The organism is Mesorhizobium bavaricum (genome assembly GCF_056781655.1).
In genome coordinates this window covers 2382979-2398016 of record NZ_CM165566.1, presented here as the reverse complement: position 1 = coordinate 2398016, position 15038 = coordinate 2382979, and the positions used below count along the sequence as shown (strand labels likewise).

Below are 15038 nucleotides of genomic sequence, written 5' to 3'. Positions count from 1 at the left end.
CCGGGATTCAGCGTTTCAAACGAATTCGCTGAACCCTGACACAAATGGCGGCCATTCTCCAAGCAGAGATGTTGCGGTGCACCTAATTTAAGCAGGTGTGCCGGCTTAGAAAAACGCCTGCAGGCCCGTCTGCGCCCGCCCCAGGATCAGCGCATGCACGTCATGCGTGCCCTCATAGGTGTTGACGGTCTCCAGGTTCTGCGCATGGCGCATGACGTGGTAGCCGATCTGGATGCCGTTGCCGCCATGCATGTCGCGAGCCTGGCGGGCGATGTCGAGCGCCTTGCCGCAATTGTTGCGCTTGACGATCGAGATCATCTCCGGCGCCATCTTGCCTTCATCCAGCAACCGCCCTACCCGCAGGCTCGCCTGCAATCCCAGCGCGATCTCGGTCTGCATGTCGGCGAGCTTCTTCTGGTAAAGCTGCGTGCCGGCCAGCGGCTTGCCGAACTGCTTGCGGTCGAGACCGTACTGGCGGGCGCGGTGCCAGCAATCTTCCGCGGCCCCCATCGAGCCCCAGGAAATGCCGAAACGGGCCCGGTTGAGGCAGCCGAACGGGCCTTTCAGTCCGGAGACATTCGGCAGCAGCGCGTCTTCACCAACCTCGACGCTTTCCATCACCACTTCGCCGGTGATCGAAGCCCGCAGCGACAGCTTGCCGCCGATCTTCGGCGCCGACAGCCCCTTCATGCCCTTTTCCAGCACGAAGCCGCGGATCTCGTCCTTGCCATTCTCGCCCTTCAACTTCGCCCAGACGACGAAAACATCGGCGACCGGCGAATTGGAAATCCACATCTTCGAGCCGGAGAGCTTGTAGCCGTTGGCGGTCTTTTCCGCACGCGTCTTCATGCCGCCCGGGTCGGAGCCGGCATCCGGCTCGGTCAGGCCGAAGCAGCCGATCCATTCGCCACTGGCAAGTTTCGGCAGATACTTCTTGCGCTGTTCGTCCGAGCCATAGGCGTAGATCGGGTACATCACCAGCGACGACTGCACGCTCATCATCGAGCGATAGCCGGAATCGACGCGCTCCACTTCACGCGCCACCAGCCCGTAGGTCACGTAGTTGGCGCCGAGGCCGCCAAACTCTTCCGGGATGTTGATGCCGAGCAGGCCGGCCTCGCCCATTTCGCGAAAGATCGCCGTGTCGAACGTCTCGTTGAGATAGGCGTCCTCGATCCGCGGCGCCAGCTTGTCGGCGGCAAAGGCCGCGGCACCATCGCGCACCATACGCTCGTCTTCGGAAAGCTGGTTCTCGATCAGGAACGGGTCTTCCCAGACGAAGGTATTCTTGTCGGCGGCCATAGCTCTCTCCCAACTGATGCAGATCGCCCAAAAGTCTCAGCGGTTTTGGGATGGCGACATGCATGAAGCAAAATCTTGGCCCGGCTTATCGACCTGCGGCCCGAAAAAATCAAACGAAATTGCTTCACCGATCAATGAGCGTTAGTAATGGATCATGAGTGTCCAACGCCGCCTCCTACCGAACATCAGCGCTCTTGCCGCCTTCGAGGCGGTGGCTCGCCTGGGTAGCTTCACCGCCGCCGCCCAGGAACTCGATCTGACCCAGGGCGCGGTCAGCCGGCAGATCAGATTGCTGGAGGATCAGTTCGGCCGCCGGCTGTTCGAACGCGACAGCCGCAACGTCAGGCTGTCAACGGCAGGCGAAATCTACGCCGATGCGGTGCGGTCGGCGCTTGGCCAATTGCGTGACGGCGCCCTTGGATTGATGAGCAATCGGCATAGTGGCATCCTGAACCTTGCCATCTTGCCAACCTTCGGCACGCGCTGGCTGATGCCGATGATCCCCGATTTCGTCGAAAGCAACCCCGATATCACCATCAACTTCGTCACCCGCGTCGGCCGATTCGACTTCGCCCGCGAGCGGCTGGATGCCGCCATCCACTACGGCCTGCCGGACTGGCCGGAGGCCGACTCGACGCTCCTGGTGCGCGAAACGGTGGCGCCGGTTGTGTCACCCGAATTCCTCGCCGGCCGCGCCATCGCCGCACCGGCCGACATCGGCCGCTTGCCGCTGCTGCACATGGCGACGCGCCCTGGCGCCTGGACCGAATGGTTCGAGCACCAGGGCCTGAGCGCGCCGACAGGACCGGGCATGCAGTTCGAACAGTTCGGCACCGCCGCCCAGGCCTGCATGGCGGGGCTCGGCGTGGCGCTTTTGCCGCTGATTCTCATCGCTGGCGAATTGCAGCGCGGCCAACTGGTGCCTGCGCCCGGCCAGCCGATGCAAAGCCGCAGCGCCTATTATCTCGTCGTCCCGCACGACAAGCGCGGCCACCCGCCGGTCGCCAGCTTTCGCGACTGGCTGCTGGAGCAGCTTGAGAAGGAGCCGGCTGTTCTGGCTTGGTAGCTACTTCCGCTTCAGCGCATCGGCCAGTGCCGCGCCGAACGCACCTTGCTGCGCCGGCCGTTCCGGCTGGCGCTGCGGCGCTGGCGAACGCGGCGCTGGCTTGCCACCCGTGGTGTCACGTGGCCCGCCTCTCGATGCACTTCCCTCGCCGCCATCCCTGCGCATCGACAGCGCGATGCGCTTGCGCTTGATGTCGACATCGACGACGCGCACCTTGACCACATCACCCGCCTTGACCACCTCATGCGCGTCCTTGATGAAACGGTCGGCCAGTTGCGAGACATGCACCAGCCCGTCCTGGTGCACGCCGATATCGACAAAGGCGCCGAAGGCGGCGACATTGGTGACTGTGCCTTCCAGCAGCATGCCGGGCTTCAAATCCTTGATGTCGTCGATGCCGTCGGCGAAGGTCGCCGTCTTGAAACCGGGGCGCGGATCGCGGCCGGGCTTTTCCAGCTCAGCCAGGATGTCGCGCACCGTCGGCAAGCCGAAACGCTCATCGACGAAGACGCGCGGATCGAGTGCCTTGAGCACTGCACTGTCGCCCATCAGCGCGCGCACGTCGCGGCCGCAGGCGGCGACGATCTTCTTCGCCACGCCATAGGCTTCCGGATGCACCGACGAGGCGTCGAGCGGCTCGCTGCCATTGGCAATGCGCAGGAAGCCGGCGGATTGTTCGAACGCGCGAGGTCCAAGGCGGGGCACCTTGAGCAGATCTTTCCGGCTGGCAAAAGGTCCGGTCGCATCGCGATGCGCGACGATGGCGTCGGCCAGCGATGCGCCAAGGCCCGAAACCCGGGCCAGCAGCGGCGCCGAGGCGGTGTTGAGATCGACGCCGACAGCATTGACCGCATCCTCGACCACCGCTTCCAGCGAGCGGCCGAGCCGGTACTGGTCGACATCGTGCTGGTACTGGCCGACGCCGATCGACTTCGGCTCGATCTTGACCAGTTCGGCCAGCGGATCCTGCAGTCGCCGGGCGATCGACACCGCGCCACGCAGCGACACGTCGAGGCCGGGGAATTCCGCCGCCGCCGTCGCTGAAGCCGAATAGACCGAGGCGCCGGCCTCGCTGACGATCACCTTCAGCGGCTTCGGCCCACCATCCGCCGGCATGTCGGACAGCATGTCCGCCACCAGCTTTTCGGTTTCACGGCTGCCGGTGCCGTTGCCGATCGAGATCAGCTCGACCTTGTGCAGGCGAATAAGCTTGGCCAGTTCCGCCTGTGTGCCGCGTGCGTCATTCCTGGGCGGAAACGGATAGACCGTCGTTGTCGTCAGCACCTTGCCGGTGCCGTCGACCACCGCCACCTTGACGCCGGTGCGGATACCGGGGTCGAGCCCCATGGTGGCGCGCGAGCCGGCGGGCGCGGCAAGCAGCAGATCCTTCAGGTTGCGGGCAAAGACATGGATCGCTTCCTCTTCTGCCCGCTCGCGCAGGTCCCGCATCAGGTCGAGTGTCAGGTGCAGCGAAAGCTTGATGCGCCACGTCCAGCCCGCCACCTCCATCAGCCAGCGGTCACCCGGCAGGCTGCCGCCGACGGCATAGGCATTGGCGATCATCCGTTCGACCGGCTTCACCGGTGACGTGTCGTCGGCATCGACCTCGATGTCGAGCGACAGCACTTCCTCGTTGCGGCCGCGCAGCATGGCCAACGCGCGATGGCTCGGCACATTTGCCCAGCGCTCGACATGATCGAAATAGTCGGAGAATTTCGCGCCGGCCTCCTGCTTGCCGTCGACCACCCGCGCGCGCATGAAGGCGCGTTCCTTCATGTAGGTGCGCAATTTGCCGACCAGGTCGGCATTCTCGGCGAATTGTTCCGACAGGATGTCACGCGCGCCCTCGAGCGCTGCCTTGGCGTCAGCCACCTCTTCGCTGACATAGGCCAGCGCCAATTCGACCGGGACCAGCGACCGGTCGGCAAGGATGGCCTCGGCCAGCGGCCCCAGCCCGCGCTCCCTGGCGATCTCGGCCTTGGTGCGCCGCTTCGGCTTGTAGGGCAGATAGATATCTTCCAGTTCGGCCTTGGTGGTGGCGGCGGCGATCTTGCCTTCAAGCTCCTCGGTCAGCTTGCCCTGATCACGGATGGAGCCAAGAATGGTGTCGCGACGCGCATCGAGCTCGCGCAGATAGACAAGACGCTCCGAAAGCAGCCGCAGCTGCGTGTCGTCCAGCCCGCCGGTCACTTCCTTGCGGTAGCGCGCCACGAACGGCACCGTCGCGCCCTCGTCGAGCAGTTCGATCGCCGCCGCGGCCTGTTCGGGCCGCGCGGTGATCTCGGCCGCGATGATGGCGGCAATGCGCTTGATGTCGGATGCCATGTCGTTCCTGCTCTCGTCGAAAAGAGCGGCGACCATAGGCGCAGACGCTCAGTCCGCCAACCGCCGCGTTTTCATCGGCCCAGCGGGTCCACAGGAAAGCGTGCGCTAATGTGGCGCTCTTGGCGCGGATCAGACCATCCGGCTCAGCGCCTCGAAGAAGGCGACGATCTCGATATCGAGTGGGTCGTCGACCGGCTCCGGCTGCGACGACATTTTGGCGATCACCACTTCGGTCCTGGGATCGACATAGAGCCACTGGCCGTGGATGCCGATGCCGCAATAGGCGCCGTTTTCGGCACCGGTCTGGTACCATTTGTTGCGATAGCGGCCCTTGGGGAACAGCGGCAGCATTGCGCCGCGCTGCCAGGCATCCGTGCTGCCGCCGGTGCTGGTGGTGTCGCGCACCCAGGCCTCCGGCACGATGCGCCGGCCATTGACCGTGCCGCCTTGCCGCATCATCTCGCCGACACGCGCCAGGTCGCGTGGTGTCACCGAAATACCGCCGGCGGTGCGCGCCGTGCCCTCCATGTCGACCCCGATCGAGGCGTCGCTGACGGCGCCAAGCGGCAGCCACAGTTTCTCGCGCATCAGGTCGCTGAACCGCTGACCTGAAGCGCGCTCGAGCAGGATGCCGAGCAGGTCGGAATTGGGCGAGCGGTAGCGGAAGGTCTGGCCATGCGGCTCGGCAAGCTGCTGCAAGGTCAGGATGAAGTCGCGCAGGCTTTCGGTGCCACCGCCCGGGTTCCATAGGGTGGCGCGGCGATAGCGGGCAAAGGCGCTTTCCGGATCGAGATAGGCCTCCTCGAAATCGAGGCTGACGCTCATGTCGAGCACATGCCGCACGCTGGCATCGCCATAGGCCGAGCCGGCGGCTTCCGGGATGTAGGCCGTCACCGGCGCTTCCGGATCGAACATCCCCTCGCCTTCCAGTATGCCGGCGACAATCGCTGTCACCGACTTGCTGATCGAAAAGATGATGTGGCGGGCACCGAAATCCATATGCGGCGCAAACCAGTCGCCGATGACCTTGCCGCTCTTCATCACCGTCAGCGCGTCGCTGCTCGAGCGTGCGAGAAATTCAGCCACTGTCTCCGGCGCGCTGGCGATCGTAATTTTGTCGCCGAGCAGGCCGCTGATATCCCGCACCGGCGCCTCGACACTATCAGGCGCAACCGCCACACGTGCTGTCGGCACCAGTTCGCCGAGATTCTGGAACGACCACCGGTTGAACGGGTTTTCGCGCCAGTTGGCGAGCAGCACCTCATTGCGGCGGAAGCCGTATCGGGTCTCGAACGCGGTCTTGCCGGTCATGGCGGTTCCTTGCAGGTCGTTTCTTGTGGGGTTCAGCCCAGTGCAGCAGCGATGGCGTGCACGGCCTTCACCGTCGCCACCGAATAGGCGACATTGCTGAAATCCGGATAGGTCGAAAGCTTCACCACGACCATGCGGCTGTTCCAGTCGATGTGGATCATCTGTCCGAACACGCCCCGGCACATCAGCGCGCGTGAGCGCGGATCCTCGATCCAGAACTGGTTGCGGTAGCTGCCCTCAGGCAGGCTCGGGTTGAAGTCCGGCCCGTGCCTACCGTTGCGCGTCGCCTCGATCCAGTCGGCCGGCACCACGCCGCCGCCTTTGTCGAGGATCAACTGGCCGAAGCGGCCATAGTCGCGCAGCGTCGCGTTGAAGCCGCCATCGGCCACTGCATAGCCGGCACTGTCGACGGTGAAACAGGCGCTTTCGTCAGCACCAAGCTTTTGCCAGAGCTCTTCCGAAACCAGCTGCGGCAGACGTTTTCCAGTCACCCGCTCCATGATGAAGGCGAGCACATCGGTCTCGATCGAGCGGTATTCGAAGGCTGCGCCATGCGGACGGATCGTTTCCGTGAGGCCGAGGATCAGCTCGAACATGTGCGAGGGCCAGCGAAAGGCCGGATCGCTGTCCGGCGGTACCGGCTTCCAGCCGGTAGCGACGTCGACCTGACCGATGTCGGAATAGCGGTCGGTATATTCCTCGGAAAAGCGCACCCCGCTCGTCATGTCGAGCACGTGCTGGACGCTGGCGCCCGCCCAGCCGGTGACGGCGAGCTCCGGCAGGTAGTCCGTCACTGGCCTGGCCGGATCGATCAGGCCGCGACCGACCAAAATGCCGAACACCGAGCCGGTGACCGATTTCGCCATCGATTGCGACAAATGCAGCGACCGCTCGCCCATCCCGTTGAAAAAGCGCTCATAGGCTATCTTGCCGTCCTTGAGCACCAGGAAACCGTCCGTATAGGTCTCGTCGAGAAGGCCGGCGAGTGTCGTCTGCGCCCCCGTGCTGTCCTCGACTGGCAGCCCATCGAGATCGACCTCGGCGCGGTCGAACCGATGGCGATGGCCATTGCCGCGCCAGACTTCGGCGGTCGGCAGGAACTCCCTGATATGCTGGAACGCCCAGCGGTTCCACGGCGGCCGGTCCCAGTCGAGCTTGGGCAGCACCATGGCGGGCGGCGAGCCCCGCATGATCGGCGGCATCGGATCGGAATTGCGGTAAGACGTCATCGAACCTCCCCGTATGCGCGAAGAAGGGGGGCCGAAGCCCCCCTTCCGAAGGATTTGGGACGAAAGCTACTTGCGCAGGTTGGTCCAGATCTTGTTGTAGATTTCGACCACCTCAGGCGGGCAAGGCGGAACGAATTCCGCTGCCGGCGCACCGGCCGGCGGGTTGAGTTCCGGCGACGCCGCGAAATCCGCCGGCAGGAACTTGTGGCTGCCTGCAATGCCGTTGTCGTAGCCTGCGAACTCCGAAATCAGCGCCGCGTTTTCCGGAGCCATGATGAAGTCCTGGAACAGCTTCGCATTGTCGAGGTTCTTGGCGCCCTTCAGAACCGCGACATTGTCCATCCAGCCTTCAATGCCTTCCTTCGGATAGGAATATTTGATTGCCGGGATTTTCTGGCGAGCGCGATAGGTCGCGCCGTTCCACGCTTGTGTGACGATCACGTCGCCGGAGGTGATCTTGGTGATCGTGTCGTAGCTGAAGGTCTTCCATGACGGCTTGGCGGCCACTAGGATGTCGTTGACTTTCTTGAGGTCGGCCTTTTCAGCGCCGCATCGCGGCACGCCCGCATAGCGTTCGGCCGCATGCATGACGGTGTTGACGTCGTCGAGCATGTTGATCTGGCCCTTCAACTCGTCCGGCGGGTTGAAGAGGATTGCCAGCGTGTCGATGTTGCCCTTGTACTTGTCAGTGTTGACTTCGAACGTTGTGGTGCCGAACTGCCACGGCGCGGTGTAGTGGCGGCCGCTGTCCCAATAGATGTCCAGGAAACGCGGATCGATGTTCTTGCCGTTCGGCATTGACGCGGGCTCGGTCTTTTCGAGCAGACCCTCGTCGACCATGATCTTCACTGTGTAGTCCGATGGCACCACGATGTCATAGCCCGAATTGCCGGCGCGCACTTTCGACAGCATGGTTTCGTTGGAATCATAATCGTCCAGCGTGACCTTGATGTTGTACTGTTTTTCGAACTTTTCGATCAGCTTGGGATTGGTGTAGTCACCCCAATTGTAGATATGCAGCTCGCCATCGGCGAGCGCCGGCACTGCCCATAAAAGCGCTGCGGTCGAAACGGCAGCCATCAGTTTCCGAGACATTCTTGTTCTCCTTTGCCTTCCCATTAATTCAATTGGCGCGTCGGCGCGCGATGAGGAACGATACCGAGACGAAGAGGATCGAGACCAGCAGCAGGATGGTGGAGATGGCATTGATCTCCGGCGTCATCGGCCGCCTGATCTGGTTCCAGATATAGAGAGGCAGCGTCGTCTGCCCAGGCCCCGCGACGAGCTGCGTGATGGTGAAATCGTCAAAGGATACGATGAAGGCGAGTGCCGCACCTGACAGAATGCCGGGAATGAGCAAGGGCAGCGTGATGCGCCGGAACGCATGCCAGGGGGTGGCATAGAGATCGGCCGCGGCAGATTCGAGCGTCAGATCCATGTCCTCGAGACGCGCCCGGATCGGCATATAAGCAAAAGGAATGCAAAACACCGAATGAGCGAGGATCAGATTGCCGATGCCGAAATTCAGTCCGAAAGCCCCGGCGATCAAGGCGAAGAAGGACAAGGTCGCCACCGCCGTGATGATCTCGGGGACCATCAGCGGCAGATTGATCACCATGAAAGCCGCCGAAAGCCCGCGCCACGGCTTTACCTGGGTCATGCCGATCGCCGCCAGCGTAGCGCATATCGTCGAAATGATCGTCGCGCTCACCGAGATGATCAGCGTGTTCGCGGCGGCTCTGTGGAATTCCTCGTTGAGCAGCGCACTGCCGTACCAGGTCAGGCCGATACCTTCCCAATGGGTAACGAGCGACCCCGTGTTGAATGAAAACACCATTAGGATCAGGATCGGTACGTAAAGCACGCCAACGCATATGATGGCGATCGTGCGAAATCCCGGCTGGTCCTTGATGTCGAGGTTGCGGGGGTCAGCCATGCTGGATTTTCCCCGACGTGTTGCGAACGTAGAAGTAGAGAGCCACCAGCACCGCCGCCATCAGGATCAGCGCCTGGGCGCAGCCGAGCGGCCAGTTGCGACCGGAGCCGAATTGCTGGGCGATGAGATCGCCGATCATCAGGTGGATGCCGCCGCCGAGGATCAGCGGCGTCACATAGGCCCCGAGCGCCGGAATGAAAACGAGCAGGCAGCCCGCTATGATGCCGGGCAGCGACAGCGGGATGATCACCCGCCAAAGAACTTGCCGGCGTGTTGCATAGAGGTCGTTGGCAGCCTCGACCAGCCGGAAATCCAGCTTCTCCAGGCTGGCATAGAGCGGCAGGATCATAAACGGCAAAAACGAGTAAAGCAGGCCGAGCTGAATGGCGAAATTTGTGTAGAGCATGGTGATCGGCTTCTCGATCACGCCAAGCCCCATCAGCAGATTGTTGATGAGGCCTTCATCGCGAATGATGAACATGATCGCCAGCGTGCGCACCAACAGGTTCGACCAGAACGGAATGGTGATCAGCAGCACCCACCAGTTACGCTGCGCCGGGGTCCGCGTCGCCATGAAATAGGCGGTCGGAAAACCAAGCAGCAGGCAGATGACCGTCGTCACCACGGCAAAGAGAAACGAGCGCAGATAAATGATCAGGAAATCCGGCGTGAACTGCAGCGTGTCGTCGAAAATATCTCGTTGAAACAGGAAGTTCAGATAGGCATCCGTCGAAAACTTCCACTTCACGCCGCCATAGGGCGCGGCCTCGAGAAACGAATAGACGCAGATGATCAGCAGCGGCAGCACGCCAAACACACCGATGATGATCAGCGCCGGCGTCGACAGCAGGCGATTGCGGCGGCTCGCGGCCCGTGCCGCTTTGGCTTCGAACAGTGCGGCTTGCGGAACTGCGTTTGTCATCAGTCCCTCAATATCCGCGCGCCGCCATCCTCGAACACGATGCCGACTTTGGCGCCCGGCTCGAATGCCACCGCACTCGAGCGGCTGTTCTGATGGCGCACGATGAAATTGTCACCGCCGTCGAGGTTCACGTGGTAGTGGGTGTCGGTGCCGAAGTAGACGACATTCGCCAAGGTCCCGGCGACAGTACCCTTGGCCGCATCGGCAATCAGATCCGCATGTTCGGGCCGCACCACGACCGTCACTTCCCCGGAAGGATCGAAGCTGTCGGGAAACCCCGCCGCCACCATTGCGTCGGAAGCGATCCTTACAGTGGCGACGCCGGACTTCTTCGACACGACGGTGCCCTTCAGGAAATTTGTTTCGCCGATGAAGTCGGCGACGAAGCGCTCCGCCGGACGGTCATAGATGTCGCGCGGCGAGCCGACCTGCAGGATCTTGCCGGCTGACATCACCGCGATGCGGTCCGACATGGTCAGCGCTTCTTCCTGATCATGGGTGACGAAGATGAAAGTGATGCCGGTCTCGTGCTGCAGCCGCTTCAATTCGATCTGCATTTCCTTGCGCAGCTTGTAGTCGAGCGCCGACAAGGGCTCATCGAGCAACAGTACTTTCGGCTGTGGTGCGAGTGCCCGTGCCAGCGCCACGCGCTGTTGCTGGCCGCCTGAAATCTGGCTGGTGCGGCGGCCCGCCAGCGCCTCCATCTTCACCAGCTTCAGCATCTGGGCCACGCGGGCCTTGATCTCGGCCTTCGGCTTGCCCAGCATCTCCAGACCAAAGCCGATATTCTCGGCGACCGTCATGTGCGGGAACAGCGCATAGGACTGGAAGACGGTATTGACCGGCCGCTTGAACGGCGGCAGCGGCGCGATGTCCTGGCCATAGAGCAGGATTTCGCCGGCGCTCGGAAAATCGAAGCCGGCTATTAGCCGTAAAAGCGTTGTCTTGCCGCAGCCGGACGGGCCGAGCAGCGTGAAGAACTCATTTTCGCGGATGGAGACGGAAACGGTATCCAGCGCGGCGACTTGCGCCTCCCCCGTACCGAAAACCTTGCGCACACCACGGACTTCGATCGCATTCTTACCCGGTTGTTCCGGCACGATTACCCCATTGAGAAAGCCTGCTCTTTGCGGCAGGTTTCGTTCCTGTTTGATTGTCATCACATGGCAGCCGGCTTGGCAACTGCGTAACTGAATCTTGATTCAAAAGGCAATTCCCATGCCACCGTCAGGCTTGATAAGTCACCTTGCCACCGCAAATCGTTGTCACCGGCCGCACCGTGTCCAGCGCTTCCGGCGCGGTCTTCTCGATATCGGCCGAGAGCACCACGAGATCCGCCAGATAGCCGGGCTTCAGACGGCCTTTGCGGTGCTCGGCGAATTCGGCATAGGCACCCTCTACCGTGTAGGCTGCAAGCGACTCTTGCAGCGAAAAGCTCTGGTCGGGATCGCCTTCTGCCCACGGTTTGCGCAGCATTGCCGCCTGAATGCCCAGGATTGGATCGACCGGCGATACCGGCCAGTCCGAAGCGAACACGACGCGCGCGCCAGCGGTCTTCAGCGTTCGCCAAGCGTAGCTCAGCGGCCATTTCTTGCGGCCGATGCGCGAGAGTGTCGGTTCGAGCGGAAAATTCAGCGCCCCTGGCGGATGCGGCGGCTGCATCGACGCAATGACACCGAGCTCGGCGAAGCGCGGCACATCGGCGTCGGTGGTGACTTCGATGTGCTCGATCCGATGCCGGCTGTCGCGTTTGCCGTTTGCCTTCCGCGCCGCCTCGTAGCCGTCCAGCACGGCGCGCACCGCGCCGTCGCCAATCGAATGCACCGCGATCTGCAGGCCGCGTCGGTCGGCCTCCACCGCCACTCGCGCGAAATGTTCTGGCGAAAATAGCGGCTCGCCGACCCAGTCCGGACGATCCGCATAGGGTTCGACCATCACCGCCGTCCATGAATCGAGCACACCGTCGTAGAATACCTTGACCATGCCCGACGACAGCCACTCCGATTTGTAGGTCGAAGCCATCGTCGATGCTTTTTCAAGCATGTCGAGGTCCATGAAGTTCTTGAAGTGGAAAGGAATTTGCGTGCGGCACAACAGCCGCCCTTCCTGTTCGAGGCCGGCAAGCAGTTCGAGCTGGTAGAGGTTGCCATCCATGTTCTGGATCGAGGTGATGCCGTGGCGGGCACACCATTCCAGCCCGCGATGCATCAGGTCACGGTCAGCCGCGAGTTCTTCGGCGGATGGATAAGGGTGCGGCTCCTCGCCCGTCAGCCCGAGCCGCGTTCGGTTCTGACCGTAGAACTCCAGGATCGGACCGAACGCTTCACCCTCACGCAATTCGCCGGACGCCAGTCCATCCGCGCCCATGACGATTTCGTTGCCCGGCCCCACTCGCTTGCCGTGAAGCAGGCCAGCCTCCTCCAGTGCCTTGGTGTTGGCCCACATGGTGTGATGGTCGGAAGCCGACATGGCGAAGGGACGGTCGGGAATGATCCTGTCGAGATGATGGCGCGTGACCGGCTCGGGCAGTATCGCATAGTCGACGCCGGCGCCAACCAGCAGCTTTACGTTCGGCCGTTTCGCTGCAAAGGCCTGGATCGAATCGCGCAGGGCATCGAAGCCATGCACGCCTGCCAGATACAGATTGTCGAGTTCCGCGGCGCCGCCGAAAAGATGCATATGGGCTTCGATAAAGCCCGGGATCACTGAACCGCCCTTGGCGTCGATGACCTTGGTGGCCGGTCCCTTGAGCTCTTCGATGGAGGCGCGGCTGCCAATGGCGATGATGGCGCCGTCCTTGACGGCAACAGCCTCGGTAGCGGGATTGTCAACGTCCATGGTCAGCACACGACCGTTGATGACGATCAGATCAGTACTATGACCCGCACCCGTGACAGACATCGCGACTCCGCGCTTTTGACGACTGACTGATACCGACAACCCGTGCCCACGACCGGCCACTCCACTGGAGCGGCGCTATGGGAAAAAAATGATGCCGGCACGCTGTCTTCGAAATTCCCCTTGTTATCCCTGAAGACAGCGTGGATAAAGAATGCGACTAATTATTCGCGTTTGTCAACATGCGGAATTTGTATTGCGGACAGCACCCTCCGCGTGCGTTGGGACCGGGCGGGGAACGAGGACATCAGGCAGTGAAGCGCAGTCTCGACCGCATAACCAGGATAGCGCTCGAGCCGCGCAAGCAGCCGCGGCAACAACGGTCGAGCAAGGTGGTCGACAGGATTCTCGACGCGGCTCTGATCTTGACGCGGGAGCAAGGAACCAAGACGCCGACGACGCTTGCCATTGCGCAGCGCGCGGGCCTGTCGGTCGGTTCGGTCTACCAATATTTTCCCAACAAGGAGGCAATTCTTCTGGACCTCGCCCGGCGCTGGCTGTCATCCTTTCCCGAGGTGATCGCGAAACGAATCAAGGTCGCACCGCCCACCAACCGCGAAGAGTTTCGGCGGGAAGTGCGCAAGCTCTTCATCGACACGTCCAGGCTCTATCTCGAAAACGCCAGCCTGATGCCGGTGATCGAGGCTATTTCAGGCAACGCCGACCTCAGGCCGATCCAGAACGAATATGACGACCAGATCATCGCCCTCTACGCGGCTTGGCTGCGGCATGTGAACCCGGCTCTTGAAGACAAGATCGCCAGCCGGCTCGGCGTGGTGATGATGGAGGTCGGGCACGTCTGCCGGCTTGTGGGGCTGAAGAAGGATCGCAAGACGTTCGACCTCATCGAGGACGATGTGGAAACCATGTGGCTCGCTCTGGTGAGCCCCTATCTCGATCTTGACTGATTTCGCACTTCGAGAGGAATTCTATGAAAACTGTCTATTCGCCGCTTCATGCTGGCCATACCGGCCAGATGGAACTTGTCACCGCTGCCATCGTGCCGGGTTTCGAAAAGCCTTCGCGGGCCGAATTCATCAGGGCGCGGGTCGAAAGCGAAAAGCTGGGTCCGATCGTCCTGCCGCTTGAGCACGACCTTGCCGCCGCCAAGCGGATCCACAAGGCCGACTACATCGACTTCCTGCCGACGGTCTGGCCGCAATGGGTAGAAGCCGGTTTCAAGGGCTCGGCAATGCCCTTCACCTGGCCGACGCGCGGCCTGCGCGGCGACGTACCGCCAAAGCGTATCGAAGGCCTGCTCGGCTACTATTCCTTCGATGCCGGCGCCACCTTCGTCGAAGGCACATGGGCCGCGATCAAATCGTCCTATGACGTGGCGCTGACCGCCGCCGGCCTGATCAAGGGCGGCGAGGCATCCGCCTTCGCGCTTTGCCGTCCGCCCGGCCATCACGCAGGGGCCGGATTCATGGGCGGCTATTGCTTCATCAACAACGCCGCAGTCGCCGCGCAATGGTTCCGCGACCAGGGCGCCAGCCGCGTCTCCATCCTCGATGTCGACTACCACCATGGCAACGGCACGCAGGAAATCTTCTATGACCGCGCCGACGTGCAGGTCCTAAATCTGCACGGCGATCCGATGGTCGAGTATCCGTTCTTCCTCGGCCATGCCGATGAACGCGGCGCCGGCGCCGGCGAGGGCTTCAACATCAACTATCCGATGCCCTTCGGCACCGGCTGGGACGCCTGGAACGCCTCGCTCGAGGATGCCTGCGCCAAGCTTACTGCTTACGCGCCGGATGTCGTCGTCGTCTCGCTCGGCGTCGACACCTTCGAGAAGGACCCGATCAGCCAGTTCAAGCTGAAGATATCAGACTATCCCAAGATCGGCCGCCGCATCGCCAGGCTCGGCCTGCCGACGCTGTTCGTCATGGAAGGCGGTTATGCCGTCGAGGAGATCGGCGTCAACGCCGTTGGCGTGCTGACCGGATTTGAAGACAGGTAGATGCCTGTCGCCCAAAGTGTGCAGCGGTTTGGGGCAACGACAGGCATATGCAAAAACCAGGACCGGGCAGCAACGCCGCCCGGCTC

At 62.3% G+C, this 15038-nt stretch carries 12 protein-coding genes; 3 read left to right on the top strand and 9 right to left on the bottom strand.

Features of this window, described 5'->3' with window-relative positions:
* Positions 1–105: 105 nt before the first annotated feature.
* The gene (locus AC1RZR_RS11710; protein WP_477277465.1) at positions 106–1302 is read right to left on the bottom strand and encodes an acyl-CoA dehydrogenase; all 1197 of its coding nucleotides are present in this window, start codon (positions 1300–1302) and stop codon (positions 106–108) included.
* A 154-nt stretch (positions 1303–1456) separates the two neighbouring features.
* Between AC1RZR_RS11710 and AC1RZR_RS11705 the strand changes: the two genes are divergently transcribed.
* Positions 1457–2368 carry a LysR family transcriptional regulator gene (locus AC1RZR_RS11705; RefSeq protein WP_477277467.1) on the top strand — a complete coding sequence of 304 codons (912 nt, stop codon included), beginning with the start codon at positions 1457–1459 and terminating at the stop codon, positions 2366–2368.
* Here the strand turns inward: AC1RZR_RS11705 and AC1RZR_RS11700 are convergent, their stop codons facing one another.
* The 8 genes from AC1RZR_RS11700 to AC1RZR_RS11665 form a co-directional block, all read right to left on the bottom strand.
* The gene (locus tag AC1RZR_RS11700; RefSeq protein ID WP_477277469.1) at positions 2369–4693 is read right to left on the bottom strand and encodes a Tex family protein; all 2325 of its coding nucleotides are present in this window, start codon (positions 4691–4693) and stop codon (positions 2369–2371) included.
* A gap of 129 nt (positions 4694–4822) precedes the next feature.
* The gene (locus AC1RZR_RS11695) at positions 4823–6004 is read right to left on the bottom strand and encodes a serine hydrolase domain-containing protein (protein ID WP_477277471.1); all 1182 of its coding nucleotides are present in this window, start codon (positions 6002–6004) and stop codon (positions 4823–4825) included.
* 32 nt (positions 6005–6036) lie between these two features.
* The gene (locus AC1RZR_RS11690; RefSeq protein ID WP_477277472.1) at positions 6037–7233 is read right to left on the bottom strand and encodes a serine hydrolase domain-containing protein; all 1197 of its coding nucleotides are present in this window, start codon (positions 7231–7233) and stop codon (positions 6037–6039) included.
* Positions 7234–7299: 66 nt separating this feature from the next.
* Positions 7300–8328 carry an extracellular solute-binding protein gene (locus tag AC1RZR_RS11685; protein WP_477277474.1) on the bottom strand — a complete coding sequence of 343 codons (1029 nt, stop codon included), beginning with the start codon at positions 8326–8328 and terminating at the stop codon, positions 7300–7302.
* A gap of 28 nt (positions 8329–8356) precedes the next feature.
* Positions 8357–9169: an ABC transporter permease gene (locus AC1RZR_RS11680; RefSeq protein ID WP_481828550.1), complete on the bottom strand. Its 813-nt coding sequence runs from the start codon at positions 9167–9169 to the stop codon at positions 8357–8359.
* Entirely contained in the window at positions 9162–10091 is a 930-nt protein-coding gene (locus AC1RZR_RS11675; RefSeq protein WP_477277478.1) for an ABC transporter permease, read from the bottom strand. Before AC1RZR_RS11675 ends, AC1RZR_RS11680 begins: the two co-directional genes overlap by 8 nt.
* Positions 10091–11191, bottom strand: coding sequence for an ABC transporter ATP-binding protein (locus AC1RZR_RS11670; RefSeq protein WP_477278140.1), 1101 nt, complete (start codon positions 11189–11191; stop codon positions 10091–10093). The genes AC1RZR_RS11675 and AC1RZR_RS11670 overlap by 1 nt, the downstream gene beginning before the upstream one ends.
* A gap of 127 nt (positions 11192–11318) precedes the next feature.
* A complete protein-coding gene (locus tag AC1RZR_RS11665; protein WP_481828549.1) occupies positions 11319–12992 on the bottom strand; it encodes an amidohydrolase in 1674 nt (557 codons plus the stop codon).
* A gap of 251 nt (positions 12993–13243) precedes the next feature.
* Here AC1RZR_RS11665 and AC1RZR_RS11660 point away from each other — a divergent pair, with 251 nt between their 5' ends.
* Complete coding sequence (locus AC1RZR_RS11660; protein ID WP_477277482.1) at positions 13244–13897, top strand: TetR/AcrR family transcriptional regulator; 654 nt, start codon at positions 13244–13246, stop codon at positions 13895–13897.
* 23 nt (positions 13898–13920) lie between these two features.
* A complete protein-coding gene (locus tag AC1RZR_RS11655; protein ID WP_477277484.1) occupies positions 13921–14952 on the top strand; it encodes a histone deacetylase family protein in 1032 nt (343 codons plus the stop codon).
* Positions 14953–15038 lie beyond the last annotated feature (86 nt).

Bases quoted from the DNA above. Each gene is read 5' to 3' on its own strand.
- AC1RZR_RS11710 (WP_477277465.1), bottom strand. From the start codon at position 1,302: ATGGCCGCCGACAAGAATACCTTCGTCTGGGAAGACCCGTTCCTGATC.
- AC1RZR_RS11705 (WP_477277467.1), top strand. From the start codon at position 1,457: ATGAGTGTCCAACGCCGCCTCCTACCGAACATCAGCGCTCTTGCCGCC.
- AC1RZR_RS11700 (WP_477277469.1), bottom strand. From the start codon at position 4,693: ATGGCATCCGACATCAAGCGCATTGCCGCCATCATCGCGGCCGAGATC.
- AC1RZR_RS11695 (WP_477277471.1), bottom strand. From the start codon at position 6,004: ATGACCGGCAAGACCGCGTTCGAGACCCGATACGGCTTCCGCCGCAAT.
- AC1RZR_RS11690 (WP_477277472.1), bottom strand. From the start codon at position 7,233: ATGACGTCTTACCGCAATTCCGATCCGATGCCGCCGATCATGCGGGGC.
- AC1RZR_RS11685 (WP_477277474.1), bottom strand. From the start codon at position 8,328: ATGTCTCGGAAACTGATGGCTGCCGTTTCGACCGCAGCGCTTTTATGG.
- AC1RZR_RS11680 (WP_481828550.1), bottom strand. From the start codon at position 9,169: ATGGCTGACCCCCGCAACCTCGACATCAAGGACCAGCCGGGATTTCGC.
- AC1RZR_RS11675 (WP_477277478.1), bottom strand. From the start codon at position 10,091: ATGACAAACGCAGTTCCGCAAGCCGCACTGTTCGAAGCCAAAGCGGCA.
- AC1RZR_RS11665 (WP_481828549.1), bottom strand. From the start codon at position 12,992: ATGTCTGTCACGGGTGCGGGTCATAGTACTGATCTGATCGTCATCAAC.
- AC1RZR_RS11655 (WP_477277484.1), top strand. From the start codon at position 13,921: ATGAAAACTGTCTATTCGCCGCTTCATGCTGGCCATACCGGCCAGATG.